The 23,198-nt window shown below is 49.5% G+C and carries 24 protein-coding genes and 1 tRNA gene; 11 read left to right on the forward strand and 14 right to left on the reverse strand.

The window, feature by feature from the left end:
* Positions 1-6 precede the first annotated feature (6 nt).
* Positions 7-1,092: a type IX secretion system outer membrane channel protein PorV gene (porV, locus tag J7619_RS12895; RefSeq protein ID WP_291198782.1), complete on the reverse strand. Its 1,086-nt coding sequence runs from the start codon at positions 1,090-1,092 to the stop codon at positions 7-9.
* A gap of 100 nt (positions 1,093-1,192) precedes the next feature.
* The gene (locus J7619_RS12900) at positions 1,193-2,164 is read right to left on the reverse strand and encodes a phytanoyl-CoA dioxygenase family protein (RefSeq protein ID WP_291198784.1); all 972 of its coding nucleotides are present in this window, start codon (positions 2,162-2,164) and stop codon (positions 1,193-1,195) included.
* Between the two features lie 156 nt (positions 2,165-2,320).
* Here J7619_RS12900 and J7619_RS12905 point away from each other — a divergent pair, with 156 nt between their 5' ends.
* From J7619_RS12905 to J7619_RS12915, 3 genes are all read left to right on the forward strand, one after another.
* Positions 2,321-3,163 (forward strand): AraC family transcriptional regulator, encoded by an 843-nt coding sequence (locus J7619_RS12905; protein WP_291198786.1) that lies wholly within the window; start codon positions 2,321-2,323, stop codon positions 3,161-3,163.
* Positions 3,164-3,268: 105 nt separating this feature from the next.
* Positions 3,269-3,916: a 2'-5' RNA ligase family protein gene (locus J7619_RS12910; protein WP_291198788.1), complete on the forward strand. Its 648-nt coding sequence runs from the start codon at positions 3,269-3,271 to the stop codon at positions 3,914-3,916.
* Between the two features lie 164 nt (positions 3,917-4,080).
* A complete protein-coding gene (locus tag J7619_RS12915) occupies positions 4,081-5,952 on the forward strand; it encodes a gamma-glutamyltransferase family protein (RefSeq protein WP_291198790.1) in 1,872 nt (623 codons plus the stop codon).
* 56 nt (positions 5,953-6,008) lie between these two features.
* On the opposite strand, the gene J7619_RS12920 is transcribed toward J7619_RS12915, so the two are convergent.
* Together J7619_RS12920 and J7619_RS12925 are read right to left on the reverse strand one after the other, a co-directional pair.
* The gene (locus J7619_RS12920; protein ID WP_291198792.1) at positions 6,009-6,842 is read right to left on the reverse strand and encodes a GNAT family N-acetyltransferase; all 834 of its coding nucleotides are present in this window, start codon (positions 6,840-6,842) and stop codon (positions 6,009-6,011) included.
* 10 nt (positions 6,843-6,852) lie between these two features.
* The gene (locus J7619_RS12925) at positions 6,853-8,478 is read right to left on the reverse strand and encodes an ankyrin repeat domain-containing protein (RefSeq protein ID WP_291198794.1); all 1,626 of its coding nucleotides are present in this window, start codon (positions 8,476-8,478) and stop codon (positions 6,853-6,855) included.
* Between the two features lie 78 nt (positions 8,479-8,556).
* Here J7619_RS12925 and J7619_RS12930 point away from each other — a divergent pair, with 78 nt between their 5' ends.
* Positions 8,557-8,970, forward strand: coding sequence for a GNAT family N-acetyltransferase (locus tag J7619_RS12930; protein ID WP_291198796.1), 414 nt, complete (start codon positions 8,557-8,559; stop codon positions 8,968-8,970).
* An 8-nt stretch (positions 8,971-8,978) separates the two neighbouring features.
* Here J7619_RS12930 and J7619_RS12935 read toward each other — a convergent pair whose 3' ends face one another.
* The 4 genes from J7619_RS12935 to J7619_RS12950 all read right to left on the reverse strand — a co-directional run bounded on the left by J7619_RS12935 (position 8,979) and on the right by J7619_RS12950 (position 12,123).
* On the reverse strand, positions 8,979-10,052 hold the full coding sequence (locus J7619_RS12935) for a winged helix DNA-binding domain-containing protein (protein ID WP_291198798.1): 1,074 nt from the start codon (positions 10,050-10,052) through the stop codon (positions 8,979-8,981).
* 115 nt (positions 10,053-10,167) lie between these two features.
* Positions 10,168-10,548, reverse strand: a complete 381-nt coding sequence (locus J7619_RS12940; RefSeq protein WP_291198800.1) for a hypothetical protein — start codon at positions 10,546-10,548, stop codon at positions 10,168-10,170.
* 403 nt (positions 10,549-10,951) lie between these two features.
* On the reverse strand, positions 10,952-11,422 hold the full coding sequence (locus J7619_RS12945; protein WP_291198802.1) for a GNAT family N-acetyltransferase: 471 nt from the start codon (positions 11,420-11,422) through the stop codon (positions 10,952-10,954).
* 77 nt (positions 11,423-11,499) lie between these two features.
* The gene (locus tag J7619_RS12950; protein ID WP_291198804.1) at positions 11,500-12,123 is read right to left on the reverse strand and encodes an SDR family NAD(P)-dependent oxidoreductase; all 624 of its coding nucleotides are present in this window, start codon (positions 12,121-12,123) and stop codon (positions 11,500-11,502) included.
* Between the two features lie 98 nt (positions 12,124-12,221).
* Here J7619_RS12950 and J7619_RS12955 point away from each other — a divergent pair, with 98 nt between their 5' ends.
* The 4 genes from J7619_RS12955 (at position 12,222) to J7619_RS12970 (ending at position 14,552) form a co-directional block, all read left to right on the forward strand.
* On the forward strand, positions 12,222-13,028 hold the full coding sequence (locus tag J7619_RS12955; RefSeq protein ID WP_291198806.1) for a LuxR C-terminal-related transcriptional regulator: 807 nt from the start codon (positions 12,222-12,224) through the stop codon (positions 13,026-13,028).
* Positions 13,029-13,169: 141 nt separating this feature from the next.
* The gene (locus J7619_RS12960; protein ID WP_291198807.1) at positions 13,170-13,478 is read left to right on the forward strand and encodes a hypothetical protein; all 309 of its coding nucleotides are present in this window, start codon (positions 13,170-13,172) and stop codon (positions 13,476-13,478) included.
* Between the two features lie 122 nt (positions 13,479-13,600).
* The gene (locus tag J7619_RS12965) at positions 13,601-13,996 is read left to right on the forward strand and encodes a response regulator (RefSeq protein WP_291198809.1); all 396 of its coding nucleotides are present in this window, start codon (positions 13,601-13,603) and stop codon (positions 13,994-13,996) included.
* A gap of 61 nt (positions 13,997-14,057) precedes the next feature.
* Positions 14,058-14,552, forward strand: coding sequence for a DUF1772 domain-containing protein (locus tag J7619_RS12970; protein ID WP_291198811.1), 495 nt, complete (start codon positions 14,058-14,060; stop codon positions 14,550-14,552).
* A gap of 12 nt (positions 14,553-14,564) precedes the next feature.
* Here the strand turns inward: J7619_RS12970 and J7619_RS12975 are convergent, their stop codons facing one another.
* Positions 14,565-15,869 (reverse strand): outer membrane beta-barrel family protein, encoded by a 1,305-nt coding sequence (locus J7619_RS12975; RefSeq protein WP_291198813.1) that lies wholly within the window; start codon positions 15,867-15,869, stop codon positions 14,565-14,567.
* 46 nt (positions 15,870-15,915) lie between these two features.
* On the reverse strand, positions 15,916-17,004 hold the full coding sequence (locus J7619_RS12980) for a carboxypeptidase-like regulatory domain-containing protein (protein ID WP_291198815.1): 1,089 nt from the start codon (positions 17,002-17,004) through the stop codon (positions 15,916-15,918).
* Positions 17,005-17,245: 241 nt separating this feature from the next.
* Here J7619_RS12980 and J7619_RS12985 point away from each other — a divergent pair, with 241 nt between their 5' ends.
* Together J7619_RS12985 and J7619_RS12990 are read left to right on the forward strand one after the other, a co-directional pair.
* Positions 17,246-18,286: a sensor histidine kinase gene (locus tag J7619_RS12985; protein ID WP_291198817.1), complete on the forward strand. Its 1,041-nt coding sequence runs from the start codon at positions 17,246-17,248 to the stop codon at positions 18,284-18,286.
* Positions 18,287-18,289: 3 nt separating this feature from the next.
* Positions 18,290-19,006: a LytTR family DNA-binding domain-containing protein gene (locus J7619_RS12990; protein ID WP_291198819.1), complete on the forward strand. Its 717-nt coding sequence runs from the start codon at positions 18,290-18,292 to the stop codon at positions 19,004-19,006.
* 58 nt (positions 19,007-19,064) lie between these two features.
* On the opposite strand, the gene J7619_RS12995 is transcribed toward J7619_RS12990, so the two are convergent.
* Positions 19,065-19,640, reverse strand: a complete 576-nt coding sequence (locus J7619_RS12995) for a porin family protein (protein ID WP_291198821.1) — start codon at positions 19,638-19,640, stop codon at positions 19,065-19,067.
* A 235-nt stretch (positions 19,641-19,875) separates the two neighbouring features.
* Here J7619_RS12995 and J7619_RS13000 point away from each other — a divergent pair.
* Positions 19,876-19,960 (forward strand) — tRNA-Ser (locus J7619_RS13000).
* 212 nt (positions 19,961-20,172) lie between these two features.
* Here the strand turns inward: J7619_RS13000 and J7619_RS13005 are convergent.
* Genes J7619_RS13005 through J7619_RS13015 form a run of 3 tightly spaced genes read right to left on the reverse strand, consistent with a single transcriptional unit; the run spans position 20,173 to position 23,196 of the window.
* Complete coding sequence (locus tag J7619_RS13005; protein WP_291198823.1) at positions 20,173-21,450, reverse strand: amidohydrolase family protein; 1,278 nt, start codon at positions 21,448-21,450, stop codon at positions 20,173-20,175.
* Positions 21,451-21,461: 11 nt separating this feature from the next.
* On the reverse strand, positions 21,462-22,460 hold the full coding sequence (locus tag J7619_RS13010; protein WP_291198826.1) for a hypothetical protein: 999 nt from the start codon (positions 22,458-22,460) through the stop codon (positions 21,462-21,464).
* A gap of 37 nt (positions 22,461-22,497) precedes the next feature.
* A complete protein-coding gene (locus tag J7619_RS13015; protein ID WP_291198828.1) occupies positions 22,498-23,196 on the reverse strand; it encodes a hypothetical protein in 699 nt (232 codons plus the stop codon).
* Positions 23,197-23,198: the final 2 nt, after the last annotated feature.

Raw genomic sequence — 23,198 nt, forward strand, 5'->3', positions numbered from 1 at the left:
ACGTCGCTAAAAATCGACCGAAGCCGACACCTTGTACATATTCTTCATAGCGCTACCCGGATCGGTTGGGATCAGATAGGCGAAATCGAGCGAGTAGTGTTTCAGGAAGCGTACGCCGGCACCGGTCGTGAAGAACTTGCGGTTGCCTTTTTCCTTGTTTTCGGCATGGTAACCGCCCCGGAGCGCGAACCGGTTTCGGTACCAGTATTCCGCCCCCATCGAAACTACAATTTCCTGCATTTCTTCCTTAAAACCACCCGGCGCGTCCGAGAAGGATTGTAAAATGCCTTCCAGATAAGGTTTCTGGTTCACATTCCGGCCCGGCACAGGAGTGGGTACCAGCAGTTTCCCTGCTTCCGCGGTCACGTTCAGCTTGTGTTGCCCATTGGCCGTATACGATAAGCCTCCTCCCAGTCTCAACGTAGTCGGTAAAAAGTACTCATAACCTGCTCCGTAACTCATCTTCGGACCTATATTCACAAGTGTGGCACCCGCCGTCCAAGTCATGTTTTCATGCCCGTCCACATCCGATGAGTGGCTCTTGTAATAAAACCCGATGTCACCTGCCACAGCTCGGGCTGGTTTCAAGGTATTCCCCGATACAATAACATTTCCTCCTAGATTCGACGATACATATTTGAGCGTCACGCCCGCTGAGAAATGGCCTCCCAGTTGTTTGGCATACGATCCGCTGAGTGCGATATCTTCGCCGGAAGATAGTGTAGGCACCGAAATCATCACTGGTTCGTTGAAATATTGGACCGAAGCTCCCACCACCTGCCCCTTCCCCAGCTTCTTATAACCGGTCGCGTAACCCAACCAGACGTTGTTCATAATGTAAGGCATCCACGGCGAATAGGTCGCCGAGGCGCCAAAATTTCCGGGGGCGTCGGTGAGCTTGCCCACGTTCCAGAATGCCGAATTTGCATCGCCGCTGGTAGCTGTTCCCGCATGGCCCATCCCACCCGCCCGGGCATCCGGTGCCCTGACAAGAAACTCGCCGGCCGTCTCGGAAACGCGGTAAATTGTTTGGGTAAATCCATTCGTCATGGCGCACGACAAGCATGCAAGCGTGAGCAGAGTCGCTTTCATAGGGGTTCAGATTTACGTTAAGAAAGTTTGTTAGCGGTTACAAAATCAAAACGCACTCTATTTTAGATTATTACCCGGTTCAGCAACATTATTCCGAGGCTCAATCCCAACGTTTCAGTCCCAGCAGCTTTTGCCCCAGTTCGCTCAATTCTGCCGTTTGATAGCGCGTTTGCTCCCAATTCCTGGGATCGCCCGGAAAGGCATATCCTTGCGGCGCTTCCCGTTCCCGCCAGGATCGGATCCGCCATTGCCGCAATGCCTCGTCGTCTTCCTGAGCCGGCATCATCGCAATGTATTGGGCAAGGCGGACTTTGTCCTTGCTGCGGTTGGCCCGAATGCCGTGCGGCTGGGAGCTGTTGAATATCAGCAGATCGCCGGCATTCATTTTTACCTTCACAATTTCAAACCCGGTCACATCCGGCTGAAAATGGTTCCGATCCCCGGGCTGTGTCAGTTTCCATGTATCATAGGTCCTGAAGAGCTCCGGCACACATTGAAACCCGCCCATATTCTCATCGTCCTGATCGGCCAGGGCCAGCACGCCCTGCACATTCTGCGGTTTGGTTTCGGGGTCATAATCCCAGTGAATGAAACCTTTGTACTCAAATCCGGGCCGGAGCGGCAGGTTTAGGTTAGCACGATCGATGGTTACCCAGAGTTTTTCGGTGCCCCAAATGTCGGTAAATGCCTCATGCACCTTCGGGAACTGGCGGTTATCCCACAGGTACTGATGGTTATATACCTCCACCATCCCCGTATTGGTGAGTTCTTTCATCTTCATCTCGGCCCGGGGAGGCGCGTACCAGGTTTCGGGATCATTCGGGTCCTTTTCCTCAAATTCCCAGAGAAAATCCGCCAGTCTTTTGACCTGCTCTTTCGGAACGGCATCCTTGATGACGATATAGCCATTGGTTATCCAGAAATCCCAATCTTCCTCTGTCAGCAAACGAAGCGGTTTACCATTGCTCCGGTCATTAAGCCTGACATTGCTCGACTTTGCAGTCGAAGGATTTCCCGGAATATCGGTGTGCGCATTGGCAGGTGCCATGGTAGCCATTGTTTTCGTTTCCATATCAATAATATTTTTTCATGATTGAATAAAACAAAACTAATGCACCATCAATACTCTGACTACCGCTGCAATTACCTATTTTTGCTCTGCATTGATAAAATATAGCCTACCAAAGGCGAACCCGGGCAAATCAGGAACAACTATACCCTAGTCCAGATGAAAATCATCCGCGAAGCTATTCAGCCCGATCAGGGAAGTTCATTCAAGATCCTGCTTACACCCGGTCTGAACGACACCTTTCTCTGGCACCTGCACCCCGAATATGAAATTGTGTACGTAGAAGGTTCGGGTGGGACGCGTCACGTGGGGGCGCATACATCGGTGTACGAGGGGAGCGACCTCGTTTTTATCGGCCCGAATATTCCCCACCTCAATTTCGACTACGGCGTGCGTACCCGGTGCGAGCAGGTTATCATCCAAATGCGGGAAGATTTCCTGGGAAAAGACTTCCTGCTCGCGCCCGAGCTGCAAAGCATCCGGCAGCTGTTCGAACAGTCGCATCACGGTCTGTCATTCTCCGGTGACACCAAGCGTGTGGTGGGACAAAAACTGAAACAAATACCCGCGTTACCTCCTTTCGAACAGTTACTGGCTCTTCTAAGCATTCTGAAAATCATGGCAGAGTCGGCCGAAGCCATCGTATTGAATCCCAAACCCGTCGGCAGCAAATCTTTCCATAAGGAGCAAATGCGTATGCAACAGGTATATGCTTATGTGGAAGCCCGCTTCGACCGCACACCCGATGTGAATGAAGTTGCGGCGGCCGTCAACCTGACAACGCCTGCATTCTGCCGGTTTTTCAAAGCCAATGCACGCATGACGTTCACCGATTTCGTGAACCAATACCGGGTCAATCAGGCCAAGAACCTCTTACTGCAGGACCGCTCAGTTTCAGAAACATGCTTCGCTGTCGGGTTCGAAAGCCTCTCCTACTTCAATAAACTTTTCAGGAAAACTGTCGGCGAAAATCCGTCAGAATTCAAGAAACGGCATTTGTAATAAAAATGTTGATATTTTTAAAATCAATAGTTTGGTATTTAAAATATCTTTATTATTTTTACCAATGAAATTTTTAGTACAAAAATTTTATTACACTTCATCAACATGAAATCTATTCACTTCAACAACAACGATTTGAGTACGATCAGGAACATCCGGGAGCATCTCTATGAGTATCTCCTGGTTTTTTCCTGTGATCCGGTAACAGAAGCCGCGATCGGGAGCGTCAAACAGTATTTTCAAAAAGCCTATGGCTGCGAGCAGGCGGCTAATCTCCGCCCTCACCTGACGCTTTTCAACTGCATTATCCACGAATACAAACTCGAACGGGTTGTTCAGGGATTTGAAAAGGTAGCGCGGCACATGGCGCCATTCCGCATCGAACTGGATGGTTTTAATAAATACGAAGGCGGCACCTTTTATGTAGATCTGGAAGAGGACTCATCACAGCGTATCAACGGGCTGGTCAAAACACTTAAAAGCGAAACGTTGGACCACCTTTCCAAATGGGCTTCCGGCGAATTCAGGTTCTGTACGGATCCCCACGTCACAGTCGCCCGTAGAATGACCCCGATGCAGGTAAACAGCGCCGCGAGAGAATGGATGAACAAGAAGTTCCGTTCGTCATTCCGTGTTACCGAAATGATCCTGCTCAAACGATCCCTCATCAGCGGCTCCAAATGCCGGGAAATCGCACGGATGCCGTTACTGGGTTTGCCGGATCAGGCATTTGTACAGGCAACCTTGTTTTGATTGGGTTGAGACGTATAGGGATATCCGACTAACAAAATGATGAGGGGCTACTTTTAAGGTCTGTCTGACGTGGTTATTTCGTATCTTCGGGTATCGGGCTGCGGCATTTCGAAGGAAATGCGATTCGCGATGGACCGATAGCTTGAAATTCCTAACCACGTTTTATGAAACCAAAACTCCTTTTACGCTCAACGCTTGGACTGCTGTTTGGTAGCTTCGCGGCCTTTTCACAGTCTTTCAACAATTTTCCGGTAACCACCCAAAAACCGCCGCTGCATGGCAAGCATTGGATGGGAATTACCGGCAAACCGCTGGCTGCAACAGCGGGGACCATGATTTTCAGCAAAGGTGGTAACGCTGTCGATGCGTCCTGCGCCATGCTCGCGGCCACCTGCACGATGTGGGATGTATTAAGCTGGGGAGGTGAAACGCAGGCATTGATTTATAATCCCAAAACCAAAAAGGTGATCGCTATCAATGCGATGGGCGTCGCCCCGACTGGCGCCACGGCCGATTTTTTCAAGAAGAAGGCCATGAAATACCCGCCCGAATACGGACCGCTGGCTGCTACTACACCAGGAACGCCCGGAGGCCTGATGACCATGCTGGCCGAATACGGTACAATGAGCCTGAAAGAAGTCCTCGCTCCGGCGATGCAAATGGCCGAAGGTTACCCGATCGAAGCGCAAACGGCTAATTCCATCGAAAAGGGTAAAGACCAGATTAAAAAATGGCCTTACTCAACCAAGGTGTTCCTTCCCCACCTGGGCCGGAAACGGGAAGCGCCGGACGCAGGAGAGATATTCGTTCAGAAAGATCTGCTGGCGACATTGCAAAAACTGGTAGATACCGAGCAACTCGCATTGAAAAGCGGTAAAAACCGCAAGGAAGCCATTTATGCGGCCTACGACCGGTTCTACAAGGGGGATATTGCCGGGGAGATCGCCCGCGGCTGCCAGGAGCAGGGCGGCCTTATCACCGAACAGGACATGGCTAACTGGAAGGTCAAGATCGAGGAGCCGCTGATGACAAACTATAAGGGGATCGAAGTATATAAAATGCAGCAATGGACGCAGGGACCGGTTATGTTGCAAGCATTGAATATGCTGGAAAACCTCGATTTGAAAGGCATGGGATACAACTCTTCGCGCTATGTGCATACATTGTACCAGGTCATGAACCTGGCCTTTGCCGACCGCGACTTTTACTATGGTGATCCGGCATTTGCACCGGAAGAGCCGATGAAGGGCTTACTTTCTAAAGAATATGCGAAGGAAAGGTTAAAGCAGATCAATTGGGAACGTAACGATGCAAAAGTATTGCCAGGCGACCCGTATCCTTTTGAAGGCAAAAAGAATCCTTTTGTTGAACAGATCAGGAACTGGGGCAATTTCCAGGCGTCGCTGAACCGCAATGCGAACGGCCTCGACGAAAAATTTATGGAGGAATTTACAGCAGGTACCACGTCTGTTGAGGCGGCTGACGAAGAAGGCTGGGTGGTGAGTATTACGCCGAGCGGCGGTTGGGTGCCCGCATGCATTGCGGGGAACACCGGTGTGGGCCTGAGCCAGCGTATGCAGTCATTCGTGCTCGATCCGCGCGAGAACCCTTTCAATGTGGTAGAACCTGGCAAACGGCCGAGGGTTACCCTCACCCCCAGCCTCGCGATGAAAGACGGCAAACCATTCCTGTCGTTCGCCAAACAGGCCGGCGATGAACAGGACCAGTTACTTCTGCAATTCTTTTTGAATGTCGTAGAATTTGGAATGACGGTGCAGGAAGCAACCGAAGCTCCCAGTTTCAAGACTTTGCAGATGTATGCCAGCTTCGGCGAGCATGAAAAAGACCCGGGAGGACTGATACTCAATCAATCCATGCCTGACTGGACGCGAAAAGAACTCTCCCGGATGGGTTATAAACTCAGCTACCAACCCCGCACCAGCGGCCCGATCAACGCCATTTATTTCGACTGGCAGCACGGCAGCTTTTGGGGAGGATCGAGTAACCATGGGGAAGACTATGGCTTCGGATGGTAGTGACCTGAAATAGGCTTAACCTATCTGAAGGGGTAAGGTTGTTTCAACGCACAACCTTACCCCAATTGCGATCGGTCGATAATGCGGATCATACCGAAGGCCTCGCCAAAGCCTGTTTGCTGGTAAAACGGTGCCAGTCCGTGCCCGGTGAAAAGGCCAACCAAAGCTCCCTGAGGGGCATTTGCATCCAGCCAACGCTTCACCTCTCTCATAACTGCCGAACCGACCTGCTTTCGTTGCCAATCGCGATGGACCATCACGTCTTTGATGTAAAAAAAGCTAAGGCCATCACCCAACACCAGCGCGCAACCGATCGCTTCGCCCGTTTCCGGATTTTCGGCAACTGCTGTAAAAAGTGTAGCGTCGAGCTTCTGCTGAAGTACGTCGTCCGCTTGTGTACCCGACCACCCTACCGATTCGGCAAGTTTGCGGTATTCATCGGTTGTGAGCGCACGCCCCAGAGTCCTTACAGGAGCCGGTAACTGTTGCGACTTATGCTCGCCGGAAGTGGCGGGAGCAGCGAAGGTAATATAGCTGCCATTGAGGTCTTTGACTACATACTCATCAAACCCCCAGGGCTGCTTCTCCAAATGCATGACAATCTCAGCCTTCCGGTCCTGGTGCAATTGGTATAGTTCCCGGATATTTTTAACCCTGATCCACACACACTGTCCACGCATCCTTTCGGCAGCCTCCCTGTCCTGCGAGAATTGAATGAACGTACCGTGCCATGAAACACCCCCGTGATTGGGCGGAGTGCCCCAGGTCCAGTGGCCGGGAAAACCCAGTATTTCATGCCAGTATTTAACGGTCTCCGCTACATCTTTAACCGACAATACCGGTTCGGCATGGGATAGGAACGGCTCGGGCTTGTCATTTTCGGTTTGCATGGGGCGCACGTTATAGTTTTAGCAATTCAAGCGCCTCCTTATGCCCGCGCCTCTCCGCCCACGCATGAGGGCGCGCCCAGGATTTGTCAGTCGGTAAATGCGGATTAGCGCCCTTTTCGAGCAGGAACCGTACCATTTCGGTTTTGCCCGCTCTCGCGGCCCATCCAAGGGGCGTGGTGCAATGCTGCTCGTCGATCGCATCAATATCGGCACCGTGTTCGAGAAACAGCCCGGTGTTGTGGATATCGCCCCGTTCGGCAAACCGGTGCAGGGGCGTAATTCCAAGCCAGTTCCTGGCATTAGGGTTCATGCCGCGCTCAAAGAGGAACTCGGTAAGCTTGCGACTTTTGATCGCATCCTGCGGGCCCTGGCTCCGTACGCCCACGGCAATCTGTTTGGCCAGATCAGGTTGATAATGCAGCATCAGGTGAACAAAATCCTCGTTTCCCTGCCCGGCCGCCGTTTCCAGGGCCGACGCATCGTTCGCAAGCGCAGGGTTAGCCTTCAAAACTGCCGCAGCCGTATGGATATCACCATAATGCGCCAGCAAATCGAGCGACCGCGCTGCTCCATATGAACATAGCAAGTTGATCATCGCTTTATCATCCCGTTCCAAAGCCGCTGTGAGCGAATCCGCAGAACTTTCGACCGGCACATTAGGATATGCACCGTGTTCAAGGAGCAGTTTTACGATTTCGATATGGTTGTACACCACCGCCGAATGTAATGCATGACCCATTGGCGCTATGCCTTCCTCGGGCAAATTGGGATCAGCCCCCCTTTCGAGCAACAGTTTCACGATCGCCATCCGTCCGGCCATGGCAGCGTTTTTCAACGGTGTACCCGAGCCGGCGTAGTAAGTCACATATTCGGAAGGCTTGTTGGCAAGCGACGGATCCAATTCCAACAATGCCCTTACCCTCGCCTCATCGCCCTTCAATGCAGCCATGCAAATGTCCACATATGCCCCCTTGCCTACGAGGTGCTGGTATATATCATTCGGTTTCAATGGCCAATCCTCGGGAACATCACGCCAGCCGCGGTAAGAATAGTCCCCGTTGGTCAGCTGGATCGGGCGCGCACCGTCGGGCCGTTTGGCATTGATATCCGCCCCACGGTCCAGCAATGCGTCGATCATCTCCGGCTGGCGCGACATCGTAGCCCAATGAATGGGCTGGTTCCCTTCGTCATCCGTAGCGTGAATGTATTCTTCGGAGCTGTTCAGTAATGTATTGAAAGCAGTGAAATCGCGGCTTCTGATGACTGCCGCAATTTTTTTACCAGCTTCCGAGCCTTTGTGACGGTTCAACGCCCGTTCCAGCAATCCCTCCATTGCGCCGAACCCGCGGTCACGCGCCATTTGAATAAGCGGATCGCCCGTGCCGGAGTCCACCGGACTTGCACTGTGCCGCAACAGATATTCAGCCACTTTCAGCCGGTCGTTAGCCACTGCGAACGACATCGGTGTTCGGTAGTCGTAAGCGCCGCGCACGAGTGAGGCGTCTTTGGCCAGCAGCTTTTTCACCTTATCCAGGTCGCCGTCGCGGGCAGCACAGAACATTTGCCACACATCGGTTCCGAGTCCTGTCGACCAGAACAATCGTTCTTCTTTTTGCAATGCGGCCGGCTGCGTCATGTTGTTGCGGGTTGGATAAGGCGTATTTTTGTCGGAAGGGCTTGTGTAGTTAGTTATTTTTTGTATTAAATAAAAGAAATGGATTCAATTGAAATTCAAAAAGTTAATGCCGACGATCTGATGGAAATCCGGCATCGGGTACTCTGGCCGGACAAGCCGCGCGAGTTCGTAAAAGTTCCCGAGGATGAAAGCGGTACCCATTTCGGCTTGTATTTTGAGGGTAAACTGGTGTCTGTTATTTCATTGTTTGGGGATGACCAGGGTATCCGATTCCGCAAGTTTGCGACGTTGCCCGGCTTTCAGGGAAAAGGACTGGGTTCCAAACTCCTCCAACATGCGATCAGGTACGCGCAAACACAAGGATACACACGCATGTGGTGTGACGCCCGCACGGACGCGCTCGGCTTTTACGAACGCTTGGGCTTCAAAAAATTCTCTCAACCTTTTTTTAAAGAACACATCGAGTATTACAAAATCGAGCGAATGCTTTGATGGGAGTCTTATTGAAATACCGCATTCTTTTTGCCGATAAACCGTGCATACGCGGCACCAGCTGCTTCCAGAGAATTCTCGGCAGCCGTGGACATTTTGGCTAAACGGGACAGTTCAATATGAACAGCCTCCTTTTTCTCTGTCCGTCGCCAGGCTGCCACGACCTTCCCTTTCACCATGACTACCGGTTTAAAAATGCCGCCTCCCGATTCGGGATTTTGGGCAACCACCTCATCCACAGCCGCGCTACGGTCGGCATAGCTGATTGTAATCTCGTCGAAAGCGGGAATGAGTATTGCTTTCCCGTGTACTTTGGGTTGTTCAGCAATTGCTTTAAAGAGGTATTCACGTCCATCGACATGAGCTGTTTCAAACTCTGCACGGACGGCCTCAAAAGCAAGCCTCGAATCGGTCAATAACAGGCCGCTCCACCACGCGAAATCTTGTACCGTTGCCGGGCCGTGACTTGTGAAATACCGTTTGGCCAACGCCGCCAATGCCTCTTCCCGTTTCAATGGTGCCGAAGCTGGCACCTTTTGATCGAATAATGCATACGTAAACTTCTTCCCGCGCCGCGCGCCATTGCAGATGATCTTATCCAGCTCCGCCTGAAACATAATGTGCGTCGCACGAAGGTTGTCGGTTTCAATACCTGCCTTATTTACCTCCGCAATGACTTCTTCGCGCGTCAGCTCCGCACCGTCGGCCAGCAAATTACCGATCAGGTCGTTGGTAACCCTGAAAACAGCATCGTCCAGTTTCAGCTGACGATACATCGTGCCGGCGAGCTTGTAAACATGCGGCGCGGTCAGGTCCATTATCCAGCGAACGTCTTCTTTGGCCACAAAATGCCAGGTAGGCCTCATGATATGCGTCCGGATAATACTTCCGGTGTCGATCGCCTGCTCCACGCTGGCATCGGTGGCTTTTTTAAGCCGCATGCCCAACGCCCATTTCGCCATCGCAAAGTCCTGCGACTGCACCGCGCCCATCCAGGCGACCAATTCGGCGGGATCGGAGAAACGAGGATTCAAAACGTGTTGGTTAGCAAGGCGTAGTGCGGCGATATCGGCTAAATTCATGGCTGGGTAATGGGTTTCAGGCAAAGATTTGAGTCACCTAAAATGAGGATTTATATACAAAAAAGAAAACCCTGCCACGCGGAATGCGGCAGGGGATCATTTGAACCGGCTTTTATCAGGAAACCGAGATTTGTCTCAGGCCGGCAGATTGCAGGTAGGCCATCCCCGCAACCCAAACCGCTACCGCGCCGATAAACACATAGCCAAGCACGGAAATCGGGAACACCTGGAACGCCACGATGGCCGCGCTACCGATCACCCAAAGCGTGTCCAGCACAATAACCAGCCTTACAGCGCGGGCATTCACCGGATTACCACGGCTTACCGAAAAGACCAGCGCAGCAAATGCGATGAGGAAAATACCGACTTCGATAAAAGGCATAGTGGCCGTGGTCTCGAACAAACCGGCAACTACTTTCGGAAAAACAGCCAGCCCTAAACCTGTTGCACCTGAGCTGATTGCATTGACAAGCATTACATTTTTGAGCGTTTTCATATGTCGATTGTTTGGTTGTTTTTGGATGCAACAAAGGTATTGCACCCTCTCAACCCACGACTTACCCAAACGCGCCAACGCCTTATCATTTCATGACACATTCAAAATTAATTACCGTGTTAGGTATTGTCATGTGTAGTCAGGGTGTAGTCAAGTGTAGTCAGGTGTAGTCAGGTATAGCCAGGTGTAGTCAAGTGTAGTCAGGTGTAGCCAGGTGTAGTCAGGTGTAGTCAAGTGTAGTCAGGTGTAGTCAAGTGTAGTCAGGTGTAGTCAGGTATTGTTATATGCGGTGAGGTATTTGCAAACCAATCGCTGACAAATCCTGACTATACTTGACTACACCTGACAATACATGACTACACCTGACAATACCTGACTCACTGACTTCTAAGCGACAGCCTCATTACTGTGAACTGGTTGCCAGTCGCATTTCGGTGAGTATTTTCCTGAAACCAACCTTTTCATAAGCTGCCACGGCCGGTGCATTGTCGGAATAAACTTGTAAACGAACCTCGTCCAGGCCTTTTTTCCGCGCCCATTCGACCAGTGCATCGATGATCAGTTTATTGATTCCCCGGCCGCGCATATCGGGCTCGGTATACATAAAACCCAGGAATGCGTATCGGTTGAAACTGCTATACGGCTTCCCTTCCAGGATGCGCGCATGCCCGCTGGCGATCAACCGACCGTCCAAAGTGGCTACCAGGACCTCCGCTTCATCGCTGCGAATCATCTTTTCAAGATCGTAATAATGAAATTCCTCACTGATGAGGGTATCGTCAAGCGGACGTTCGGCGGCAATCAGATTCTGCTCGAATTGAAATAGTGTGGGAAGCTCGTCGAGCCGTGCCTGCCTGATCTGAATGTTTTCCATGAAAATGTTGATGTGGTGATTTTACAAATCTACCATTTCGAGGATTGGTACGCCGGATTTCAAGGAAATAAATGACACTAGCGCGTCAACAACCGCCTTTCTGCGGCATGTGGCAGCACATCTTCCAGGATTGCGGCTACCCGCTCCGCCGATCCCGGGACTGTAAACGCCGGCAATGCAACGCTATGAATAACCAATCCCGATTCGTTCAGTTCGGAATTGAGGTGTTCGGCGAAACGCTTGTTGAATGTAAGCAGCGCTTGCTCCCACGCCGGTACCGGGTGCGGGCAATGCCAGAGATCGATCACCTGTGCGTGTGCATGAAGCAGCAGGTTGGGCAACAACTGATGCAGATAGAGGATGCCGCTGGCGTGATTGGTTTTCAGCTTTCTGTCCAGCGTGCGGATATCGTAGTCTTCCAGCCGCTGGTGGAACCCGGTTTCAGCGTAATTAATTAAAAGATCTACTTCAAACCGGTCGTTGATTTTTTCACAGGCCGCGATAATGCTGCCTGTATCGGCGTCATCGGCGACGAGGTAATGCACCAGGATCCGGTGTTTTTGCACTATTTCACGGACCAGCGCTTCCAATGGCGCTTCTTTCGCACCGATCAGGACCAGATGCCGGTTATCGGTCGCCAAAGCTTTGGCAAAGGATTTTCCCCACAGAGTATCAGCCCCCCGGATTACTGAAAAATTCATAGTGTTGATGATTTTAACAAAATAATGACCTCTTACCTTAGGTGATATGCCTCCAAAGTTGTCCTTGCAATGTACCTGCAAAGAAAATCCGGATACTGATGAGAGGAAATACTGATTTATCATTACAAAACACCCCGGAGAAATCGGTGAGGATTGCGCCCGACTACCTGCCGTTGCTCAACAGATATTATGATTTTGATGGTTTTGAACCCGATCGGCTCGATAAGCAGCTGGCGCTCATCCGTGCTATGGCCCAGCTCAGTAGCAGCGGTGTGACCGTCTACGACCTGCAAAAACAGGCACATGTTTACGTTTCGAATAATTTTTACCAGCTGTATGGTTACGATTTCGACACCATGGATTCCTGCATCCCAAACGAATTGTTTGACAGGAAGATCCATCCCGACGACCGCCAGCTACTGGCGCGAAATGGTTACGAGGCGATGAAATTCATGATGGCGCAGCCTTCGCACACACGCAAGCAGTTTAAAATGGTGACAGAGTACCGGATCGTGCCCGATGAGCAGACCATCATCCGTGTCACGGAGCAGCACCAGGTGCTGGAACAGGATGCATCGGGAAATATTTGGCTTTCATTGGGCGTGATCGACATTTCGCCTAATCAATCGCTGACAGAGGTGAAGAGCCAGGTGATCAATTTACACACCGGCGAGCTTATCCAACTTGAAAACAGTGACCTGCCGGCAGGTATCAGGTTAACGTCCCGCGAAAAAGAGATCCTCGGCATGATAGGTAAGGGCAAATTGAGTAAAGAAATTTCCGCATTACTGGATATCAGCGTCCACACTGTCAACACGCACCGGCAACGTATACTTGAAAAACTGCAAGCCGACAATTCGATCGAGGCATTGCAAAGTGCAAAAATGATCGGTTTGATCGCCTGAAAATAAATAAAATAGCCCTCTTGCTAAATGCAATTCATTTTGTGAGATAATTCTACAATCAACTACAAGAAGTTGGTATAGTTTTAATAGTAACGTCGGTTACAATTTTCAACTTATCCGAAAAGTCAAAACTTGATAGCTATGGAAGGCGAAAATGAAAAACAGACGGTAATCACCCTGAACGACGAAAGTTTCAAGCATTACCTGATCGAACGCTACGGCGGCTATGCCAAAAACTCGAACTGGACACGACTTAAAAGCGCCTCACAAGACCTGATCTCGCCCGATACATGGGTGCAATTGTACAACCAGGCCAAACAGGACATCACCCAAAAGGGAGGATCGCTGATCGGCTACGAATTGGTAAACAATATACTGCTGAGCCACGACGGCATCAATTCCCACTGGCCGATGAACTGGATGTGGGTAATGAGGTTCGAACGTAACTAAATTCCCCTTAAAAAGGGAATTTAGTCCTTGGCTTGTCATTTTTTCGGGGCTAACTTTACAAATAGCTAAACTATTCATTGACCCCAGTACCCGAAACCGGCGCGCGGACTAATCCCTTTCTGATGAGCTACTCCAAGACGATTTACCTTGTTGACGACGATCAGGATGACCGATTTTTTATCCGGGAAGCAATTCAGGACTCGGGCATGAACGTCCGCATTACCGAAGTTGAAAATGGTTTCGACCTGCTTACGTTGATGAAGGAAGTGATAGACCCGGAGTCGTCGGTCATTATCATCGATATGAATATGCCCAAAATGAATGGGCTTGAAACGGTGGCGGCCATCCGGACAGACAACCGGTTGGCCGCAATGCCGATTGTCATGCTCTCTACTTCCTCCAACCCCACGCTGATCCGGACAGCCTATTTGTCGGGAGTGACCAGCTTTGTGACCAAACCGAGCACGTTCGACGAGTTCGCGCAACTTGCGCGGGAAATCGGGGAGCGTTTTTTATAGGCTGTCGCTTTTGTTCTATTTTTCGGACGGTGCCTCACCGAAATTTGAAAGAAAAAAAGTTATGACGACGATCAACCTGTTCCTGCTCGCAGCAGCCCTGGCCAGCGGCCTTATTGCCGGATTGTTTTACAGCTATTCGTGCTCGGTGAATCCCGGGCTCGGTGCACTTTCCGACAGCCATTATCTTGCTGCCATGCAATCCATTAATCGCGCTATCCTCAATCCGGTGTTCTTTGCCAGCTTTATGGGTACGCTTTTGCTCCTGCCGCTCAGCACCTATCAGCATTTCGGAACGGGTAACCGCTTTTATTTGCTACTGGGTGCCACGTTGGTCTATTCGATCGGGACATTCGGTGTTACCGTGGCCGGCAATGTGCCTTTGAATGAGGCGTTGGATAAAATTAACCTCACCGGAGCTTCCGCACAGGAGCTGGCCGCGCATCGCCTGCGATTCGAAATCCCATGGAATAGGCTGAACACGATCCGTACCTGTGCGTCCGTACTGTCGTTCGTGCTTGTGCTGCTTGCCTGCCTGACAACTATCGAGAAGCACTGAAAGTCACCGGGTTTATTCTACCCTACCCTTTTCGTCATCGGATGCATTGTTATTATGCCAACGTTTACGGGTGAAGGTTTCCTTGCCGAATTTATAGTTTAAAGCAATGCTGATGCGCTGTGTATCCGTTCTGTTCATCTGGTAGTAATCCGATTGACGAATGCTGAACGACCGGTTATGGTAAACCCAGGAATGGAAGATATCTTCGAAATTCATTGCGAGCGTGCCTTTGCCCTTCCAGATTTTCTTCTGAATACCACCATTTACGCGGAACATACCCGAGGTTTGCGCCTGCCCGTTTACGTCGCGGCTCGCATAATAGCCGCCCAGTTCGGCATTCCAGCCATTACCGAGATTGAAATAATTGCTCAGTTCCAGCCGTGCTACATTAGTTGCATAATTCAACGCTTCGGTGTACAGCGGACCTTTCATGGTAATGCGCGAGAGCCGTAAGGTAGTGTTGTTGTACCACCAGCTCGTGATCCGGCCCGATACGGTTGTATTCAGCAATACCATATAACCCCGCGCGATATTATCAGGGCGGCTGGTGAAACTATCGCCCTGTGCCTGGATGGTCGTAAAAATACCGTTGGTGAAGCGGTTATAGCTCAGGCCCATATTCAGGAAGTTCTTGTGCTGGTATTTCAGCTCGATACGGTCCTGGTACTGCGATATTAAATGGGGATTCCCGGCGCTGTATGTGTATTGATCTTTGTAAAAAACGAAGGGGTTCAACATCTGATAATTCGGGCGGTTGATCCTCCTAACCGCCATCAGTACAAATGCATGCTGGTCGTTTGGTTTGTAGTTAAGGAAAATGCTGGGGAAAAGTTTGGTGTAGTTCTTGGTAAAACGCATAGCCAAAACCGAGTCGTTGCCCAGCTGATTCCCCTTTGCAATGGTATTTTCCAAACGGAGCCCGAGCTGTACTCCAAACCGTTTCCACCGCTTTTCCCCGCTCGCATAGATTGCATTGATATTTTCCCGGTATTGAAAGTGATTTGACCGGCGGTTGTCGATCATCGCATGGCCATCATTGGTATTGAAGTGATTGAAAATAAAATCATTATCCACGTAACTCGATTTGAAACCGCCTTCCAGCCGGGCCTTGTTCTTCAATGGGTGCACATAATCGGCTTTCAAGGTGTAAATATTGATCTCGGAGGGAGTGCGATAGCGGAACAGCTCCCGGCTTTCCATAGCACCGTCCTGGTTAAACAAACGGTTTTCAAGGTCCTGTGTTCCCCGGGTCCGGTAGTTCAGATAGTTCACATCGATAGCCAGTTCACGACCTTTATCATCGAATTTGTGCAACATATTCGTGTTGATGCTGGTGTTGTGACGGGTATCGTTTGAAACCGTGCTACCGGTGCCGGTCCCCCAGCATCGCATTCAATTCATTTCGCTGAGCGCTTTCGTAGCTAAAATCGCCTTTTCGTGACGAGCCGTTCAGGTTAATAATTGCGCCGACAACGGTTTTGGGTGTAGCCGTCACATCCATTCCAAAATTGATATTGTAGCCATTTGAAGCGGCTTGCTGGTTGTTTTTCAGTTCAACCCTCGATTTTAATATTCCTGCCTCATCATAATATCTGCGGGTAAAATCGTCTTCGCTATAAGTCTTCTCGTAGCTGTAACCCAAATTGGCAAACAGGTTCAGTTTCCGCATGTTGTAATTCAGGTTTAGCGCGTCGTTGCTTCGTGCGTACCTGCCCTGGCTTCCGCCCAGCGCAACGCTACCGGTCAGACCGCCTGTGCGCGTCTTTTTTAAACGGATGTCGATCACCGCATTCCCGGCCGCGTCGTATCGGGCAGGTGGGTTATCCATCAGCTCGATCTTGTCGAGCACGCCACCCGGCAGCGACTTCAAATACGCAGCCAGGTCGGCCCCCGACATATACGTACTGCGCCCGTCTATCAGCACCATTACCCCACCTTTTCCATTCAAACTGATTTCCCCGTTCGCATTTACACTTACGCCCGGTGTTTTGCTCAGCACTTCGAGTGTATTGTTGGTTGCACTGCCGATCATCGAGCCCACGTTGACAATCGTGCGGTCTATTTCCTGTTCGATCAACGGCTTTTTGGCCTTTACCACCACCTCGTTGAGCTCTATGCTTTTAGCAGGAAGCATCACAATAACCGGCAGCGAGATAGTAGAATGTGCCGCATCAATCGTTAGAGGCATACTCCTGAAATCCTTCTGCCCCAGGGCGGTAATAGCCAACAGATAGGTATTGTTTTCCAAATTGGCAAAACGGAACATGCCGTTGATATCCGTCAGTTCGCCCGTAATGAGCGTCGAATCGGCAGCTTTAAGAAGCCGCACAGTTGCCCCGGGCAAATTTTCGTTTCCGGAATCTTTAACCTTTCCGGAAATCGTATTACCCGTTTGGCAGAATGTGTTCCAGCTGATCAGGCAGAGTGTAACAATGGTGTAAAACGTTTTCATGGCTGTTATTTCAAATGGTCGAATGATGAGGCAAATATTACCCGCTCCCATAACCCCTTGAAATAAATGTGTTGTAACTTCCCGGAACCGTGACGGAAACCGGTTTAACGCTGACAAACCATTTTGACACGTCCTAACGGCTTTCCATCACGAAATCGGGGCTTTATGACGTGTAAAATCGTATTCCGGAATTAGGAAATGCGTATTTGCGGACGCCATCGAGGCACTAACCGGATGAATCATGAGCAGCATTTTTAACGGCGATAATAAGGAAGCAACCCAAACGGGCATTTATGTGGTGCTTACCGCCGCTACCTCCGTGCCCGTTTTTCTCGGTATAGATACTCACCTTAACACCATAGGAGCCCCGCACGACGAAGCTCTGGCTACTGCGGCGACGCTCGTATTGTTCGGCTGCGTTTACACCGGCCGGCATTTGGCTACGGTATGGTCGGCCAGGCAGCGCGAGATCGCCAGAAACGTGCTCAACGGGCTGGCAATCGCCATTGCATTGTGTTCCGTCTGGCTTTTCATCCATGCCGATTTTCAGTTTCAAGGATTTCCGGGCATTAACCTGTTGTTGTATTGGATCCCTTTCCTAACTATCGGGCTATGTACGGGCGCGCTGATCAAATTATTCAGAATGAGCACCCGGAAAGAGCTCGAAGCCGCCAGGACACAGGCTGCGCAGAGCCAGAGTGAGCTGCATTTGCTGCAATCGCAACTGAGCCCGCATTTTTTGTTCAACACATTGAATAATATGTACGGTCTCTCGATCACGCAGCACGAAAAAATACCGGCGTTGATCCTGAAACTTTCAGACTTACTGAGGTATTCGGTATACGAGGCGAACGAAACTTATGTCCCCTTGAAAGACGAATTGGCTTACATTCACAACTACATCGACTTCGAGCAGCTCCGGATCGGTGACCGGCTGGAATTGAAAACCGATATTGAAAGCCAGGCAAGCAGCGATATCCGGATTGCCCCGATGCTGCTGATTGTGTTCATCGAGAATGCCTTCAAACATTCCAAAAACACTTCGGAACCCATGATATTCATCGAAATACAGCTGAAAGTCTGGGGAAACTCCATTCTTTTTTACCTCAGAAATTCACGCAATCGCACCGACGCCCATGCACAAACGGTTGAAAAACACAGCGGTTTCGGACTGGCGAATGTCAGGAAGCGGCTGCAACTGCTGTATCCGAACCAGCACGACCTTTCCATTGAAAACGAAGAAACCCATTACACCATTAACTTACGCCTGAATCTCCGATAGAATATGACGCCCATCGACTGCCTGATCGTTGACGACGAGCCCATTGCGCGGGACATTATACGTACCTATTGTGCGCACCTCCCCTACCTGCGCGTAGCGGGCATATGCGGGAGCGCGCTCGAGGCCAGAACGGCGCTGATGCAACAAAAGGTCGATATCGTTTTCCTGGACATCAATATGCCTGTCATGGACGGCGTTTCTTTCCTGAAAACGCTCAAAACGCCTCCGCAAATCATATTCACAACCGCCTACAAGGAATATGCCGTCGACGCATTCGACCTCGCCGCCTGCGACTATCTCCTCAAACCCTTTTCACTCGAACGGTTTATCGTCGCGGTGGACAAGGCCATGGAAAAATTACAACCAACCGGTAGAGCATTTGCGGAAGCCGGTGAATCAAAGGAAGACGACTTTCTTTTCCTGAAAGCCGACGGGAGGATTTACAAAGTGATGCACGACGACCTTTTGTACGCCGAAGCGAATGGGAATTACACCAAAGTGCGGACTACGCAGCATACATTACTGCCGGCAATGACTTTTTCGGGTTTTGAGGAGCTGGTCCCGAAATCAAAGTTCCTGCGCATCCACCGGTCGTTTATCATCAATAAATCCAAAATAGACCACATTGAGGGGAATCGCGTATTTATCCAAAATACCGAAATACCGATCGGCAGCAATTACCGCGAGCAGTTTTTAAAACAAATAGGGCTTTCCTCCTGAGAGCAATAAAAAAGCAGGGTTTCCCCTGCCTTCAAAATGCTTTTAAAGAAGTACCTCGCTATTTATGAGCGGGAATCGCGAAGAATAAACTCAGCTGGATCACGCTGTTTTTGAAATCGGGGTTCATCGCTGCATTCTTGTCGAAATCGCCCACTTTGGAAAATCCGGCAATGTAGCGCGCTCCGATACCCAGTCCGAAATTGGCCTGATAGCCCAATCCGACGGCTCCTGCCAGGTCAAGGTTCTTCGCAAAATGGTCGATCGTCTGGTCCGGCACATCCTCCCCCGTTTTAAACGACGCCTGCGGTCCGAGTTCGAAATAGAACCCGCCTTTGGCCCGGAATTTCAACATGACCGGCACTGTCACGTACGATGTTTTGAATTCCCTTTTGCCACCATTGTCGATTTTGGCGCCTTGCGTCGAAAACAACACTTCCGGCTGGATCGAAAATACCTGCCCGATCCCGAAGTTGAGGATCCCGCCCAAATGGAACCCCACCAGCGCATCCGATTCAATATTACTACCGGTGTAATTACTGATGTTGATCCCTGCCTTCGGACCGATAGAAAATGATTGTGCAAACGCCGCACTACTGAACACTGACAGAAGAACGAGCAAAGAGATTTTTCTCATGGTTTTTGAATTTGAAGTGGTTTGAAATGTGGTTTGACATCGAGCGAGCAAAAAGTGTGCCAGGAGTTACATAAGCCCCTGGCGTCTTCATTCTTCACGCATTTATCCAATCGGCCCACCTACTTATTCAAAATGAAACAGTTAGAAATAATCACAATAAAATATCTCAAAATTTCTTGCACTTATCGATATTAACCTTACCTTTGCACCATGAATCGCGCACGGCGAATCAGATAGAGAGATGGCAGAGTGGTCGATTGCGACGGTCTTGAAAACCGTTGACTGTAACAGGTCCGGGGGTTCGAATCCCTCTCTCTCTGCAGGACATGATGTCAAAACATTCAAAAACCCCGTTTAAACGCTTTAAACGGGGTTTTTGCGATTTTGGGACTTTCCAATATTCAAAATTCCCGATAAAAATGTAGCGTTTCGTGGAAGTGGTGAAGTTGAAATGCAGCGGTTTTATAGTAATCAGGATTAGATTCACCTTACGATTGCTGTGTCGCACGTCTAAGGACTCGCTTGGGCCATACTAGGGATAGTATTTACTGGTCAGAAACGATTCAACATTTTGGGATGCCATAATTTCCCAGGCATTATTGTCGCTAATGTTTTTTGGAAGTGCGTACTTTTTGAACGATGCGTAGTCGTCTTTTTCCGGAAGAATACGCTCAGTCATAAAGAAGTCGGTGCCAAACATAATTTTGTCTGTAAATGCGGGATTTTGGAGCTCCTTCCAAAATGCGGGATGCGTTTTGGAGTTTCCTACTGCATATGCAATGTCGGTGTACACGCTCTTAGGATATTTTAGCATGAGATCTTTGATTTGTGCACACCAGTTCGCCGGTATCATACCAAAAATATCGCCCGATGATCGCTCATGATATTCATCCAGAACATGGCTTTCACCTCCAAAATGCGCAAAGCATATTTTCAATGGGCGTTCTTTTTTCGAGTGGTAATCGAGTAGCGTTTTGAAACTGGCTGGTTCCATGAAGTAAGAACAAGTATTCAAATTCCGCATATTTTCCCGCTGGCCCAGAATCCATTTCAATAGTTTCCTGGATTTATCCGGGTGAGGCGGAGGTGTGCCCGCGCCGAAAGTTTCCGAATATTTGACACCCGCATATATATCCAGCGGATTTAAACTATCATTGACATGATTTGTGTCATTAGAATACAAGCCTCCCAGGTAGCTGCAATGCGTGAGCACCGGCACACTCATTTCCGCCGCCCATTCGAAAGTTTCTTTTAATTTCTCATCGAACGCGTAAAAGCCCATACTTGGGTATATTTTCAGTCCCGCAAATGGATATACCGAACGAGTGGCATTTACCTTTATCGGAGTGTTGAAATGGCGCTCTACGGTTTCTCTCAATTCCTGTCCCGAACGCTTCCAACGCGGATCTATCCCCAGGAATACCAGCAGATTGTCGGGATACTCCTTCTTCACTTCCAAAATACCTTCCAGCTGGCCTTCAAAACCCGTTTCAGTGGGTCCCGCTCCGCATTTCTCCATATACATTGTCAATGCCACGATCTTCAAATGCGGATCGTCGTACTGCGATTTCAGGTTCTCAAAAATTTCGCGCTGGTTCCTGCTCTTTCCAACCTGCAAAAAACTGGCATAGCGCTTCCCTCCATTTCCGCCGAGTTTGGAAAGCAAAAAAGCAAATGTAGAAGCACCGACCTCCGTATTAGTCAGCCGATCGATCAGGTTTGCAGCGAAATCGGGGAGATACATATGCAGGAAACGCTTCGGGGCGTTCCGCATATTAAAAATGTGGCTATGAACATTGAAGAACTGCATAATTTCTGATTTTAGATTTTAACAGATGTAGCCTTCCGCAACAAATCAAACCAAAATGGCGCTCCGAAGCTGGCCGCAAACCCCGAAATCAAAACCCCCAAAATCTTCATAAACAGGTTCGGCCTGCTCTCCGGCCATGTTGAAATCACATTGTATTTCCATCCTACCGGAAGCTCCTGGGCCTTTACCAGACTATCAAGTGATTTAACCAGCTGTCCATTCAACAAATTGGCGCTATCCGGCTTTGTCGCCTGTGCGGAAGCCCCTGAGCCCTGTTCGGTCAGGGCCCGCTCCGGATGCTTCTTATAGTATTCAATGACTGCCTCTTTTTTTACCGGATTTTGCGAGAATTGTGAAAAAAGCTGAATGCTGTCTACGTTAATAAACAATGCTATTACTACGCCCAGGTAAAACAGCATTTCTCTCGTCCGTTTCTTGTACCACAGGTTCAGCCTTTGGTTAAACTCGGTAAACCAATTTTCAAAATATCTTACCAGGTGATCGTACAATTCTGACTCATTTACAGCACCTGACAGGTTGCTAGCCGCATTCAGTTCGGCGTAACTCATAGCCTGTCTGAAAAGGGATACCACGTCACTTGAATTCAGAATGAGTGTCCCATACTTATAGTCTTGAAGCAACCTCGACTGGAAATTCGTAACAATCCCGTTTTGCTGAAATTGTGAAATCTGACTTTGCACGATGCGCGAGCTCCCCACCACTTCAATCAGTGTTTTCGCAAATAGCTCAGGGGAAATATCATTGGACGGCTTCTTGGGATCGCGGCTCAATAGATCGACAGCTCCATGTGAATAGACCAGTTCCGCCCAGTTAATGCCATTGACATTATCCATTAATTGTGTGTAAAGGTAGTTTTTCATAAACCGACCTCGTTCCGCCTTAATCTGAGCCCAGGCTTCCAATAGGTAGCTGCAAAACAATGCGAACAGTGCCCAGCTGATAACAATAGCCAGCGCAGTAGTAAGAACAGGGATATCATATATGCTCATCTGACAAATGGTTAAAATGAAACGAATTCAATCACAGTTATTCAGGCAGCTGCTTAAACAGCCATTCAAAATCTGTCTCTTCATAATAAATCCGGATATACTCCATCAATGCACCACATTCCTTTACCGACATTAAATGGAATTGGAAGTGGGCTTTCACCTCTCGTATCGTTATTATTTCGTTGCGGAGATAGTAAATTAACAGGCTGTAAAAATCCAGTAGCTCGTCGAATGAATCCCTGAAATATACTTCGCTGTCTGCGATTACGCTTGTTTTGTGATTCCTTAACAAATACGGCAGGCTAATAAAAGTAAACTCGTCTACCTTTGGCAAGGTTGCTCTAACGACACCTACTATACGACGATCGGCCCTTGGCGGCGTTTGCGATTTCAAACCATCACGTTTGAAGCTCCATGACCGCTTGCCCTTCCTCAGCATCTGCCATTCCGGGGTACTGAGTTTACTGTGGACAATCGTCACCGGCTTCGATAGACTTCGCGGCACCGGGGTATCAGGGGGTACGGATTCAACCCCCTCATAGTACACCACGAGAAAATCATCCAGCACCCTTTTAGCCACATAAAGCTTTTTATCCTTAAACTTATCGATAAGCTCTTCCAGCTTTTTCGCCCTTTGCAGCAGATTGGTTTTCCCAAATTCTGACAGTGCACGATAAATTGTGAGAATAGCAATCAGAAAACCACCAACTTGTAAAAATGAAGTGAGCCCTCCCATGA

Source organism: Dyadobacter sp. (genome assembly GCF_017744695.1).
GTDB lineage: Bacteria > Bacteroidota > Bacteroidia > Cytophagales > Spirosomataceae > Dyadobacter.

Excerpts from the sequence above, each read along its gene's own strand:
- porV (WP_291198782.1), bottom strand. The coding sequence starts at position 1,092 with ATGAAAGCGACTCTGCTCACGCTTGCATGCTTGTCGTGCGCCATGACG.
- J7619_RS12900 (WP_291198784.1), bottom strand. The coding sequence starts at position 2,164 with ATGGAAACGAAAACAATGGCTACCATGGCACCTGCCAATGCGCACACC.
- J7619_RS12905 (WP_291198786.1), top strand. The coding sequence starts at position 2,321 with ATGAAAATCATCCGCGAAGCTATTCAGCCCGATCAGGGAAGTTCATTC.
- J7619_RS12910 (WP_291198788.1), top strand. The coding sequence starts at position 3,269 with ATGAAATCTATTCACTTCAACAACAACGATTTGAGTACGATCAGGAAC.
- J7619_RS12915 (WP_291198790.1), top strand. The coding sequence starts at position 4,081 with ATGAAACCAAAACTCCTTTTACGCTCAACGCTTGGACTGCTGTTTGGT.
- J7619_RS12920 (WP_291198792.1), bottom strand. The coding sequence starts at position 6,842 with ATGCAAACCGAAAATGACAAGCCCGAGCCGTTCCTATCCCATGCCGAA.
- J7619_RS12925 (WP_291198794.1), bottom strand. The coding sequence starts at position 8,478 with ATGACGCAGCCGGCCGCATTGCAAAAAGAAGAACGATTGTTCTGGTCG.
- J7619_RS12930 (WP_291198796.1), top strand. The coding sequence starts at position 8,557 with ATGGATTCAATTGAAATTCAAAAAGTTAATGCCGACGATCTGATGGAA.
- J7619_RS12935 (WP_291198798.1), bottom strand. The coding sequence starts at position 10,052 with ATGAATTTAGCCGATATCGCCGCACTACGCCTTGCTAACCAACACGTT.
- J7619_RS12940 (WP_291198800.1), bottom strand. The coding sequence starts at position 10,548 with ATGAAAACGCTCAAAAATGTAATGCTTGTCAATGCAATCAGCTCAGGT.
- J7619_RS12945 (WP_291198802.1), bottom strand. The coding sequence starts at position 11,422 with ATGGAAAACATTCAGATCAGGCAGGCACGGCTCGACGAGCTTCCCACA.
- J7619_RS12950 (WP_291198804.1), bottom strand. The coding sequence starts at position 12,123 with ATGAATTTTTCAGTAATCCGGGGGGCTGATACTCTGTGGGGAAAATCC.
- J7619_RS12955 (WP_291198806.1), top strand. The coding sequence starts at position 12,222 with ATGAGAGGAAATACTGATTTATCATTACAAAACACCCCGGAGAAATCG.
- J7619_RS12960 (WP_291198807.1), top strand. The coding sequence starts at position 13,170 with ATGGAAGGCGAAAATGAAAAACAGACGGTAATCACCCTGAACGACGAA.
- J7619_RS12965 (WP_291198809.1), top strand. The coding sequence starts at position 13,601 with ATGAGCTACTCCAAGACGATTTACCTTGTTGACGACGATCAGGATGAC.
- J7619_RS12970 (WP_291198811.1), top strand. The coding sequence starts at position 14,058 with ATGACGACGATCAACCTGTTCCTGCTCGCAGCAGCCCTGGCCAGCGGC.
- J7619_RS12975 (WP_291198813.1), bottom strand. The coding sequence starts at position 15,869 with ATGTTGCACAAATTCGATGATAAAGGTCGTGAACTGGCTATCGATGTG.
- J7619_RS12980 (WP_291198815.1), bottom strand. The coding sequence starts at position 17,004 with ATGAAAACGTTTTACACCATTGTTACACTCTGCCTGATCAGCTGGAAC.
- J7619_RS12985 (WP_291198817.1), top strand. The coding sequence starts at position 17,246 with ATGAGCAGCATTTTTAACGGCGATAATAAGGAAGCAACCCAAACGGGC.
- J7619_RS12990 (WP_291198819.1), top strand. The coding sequence starts at position 18,290 with ATGACGCCCATCGACTGCCTGATCGTTGACGACGAGCCCATTGCGCGG.
- J7619_RS12995 (WP_291198821.1), bottom strand. The coding sequence starts at position 19,640 with ATGAGAAAAATCTCTTTGCTCGTTCTTCTGTCAGTGTTCAGTAGTGCG.
- J7619_RS13005 (WP_291198823.1), bottom strand. The coding sequence starts at position 21,450 with ATGCAGTTCTTCAATGTTCATAGCCACATTTTTAATATGCGGAACGCC.
- J7619_RS13010 (WP_291198826.1), bottom strand. The coding sequence starts at position 22,460 with ATGAGCATATATGATATCCCTGTTCTTACTACTGCGCTGGCTATTGTT.
- J7619_RS13015 (WP_291198828.1), bottom strand. The coding sequence starts at position 23,196 with ATGGGAGGGCTCACTTCATTTTTACAAGTTGGTGGTTTTCTGATTGCT.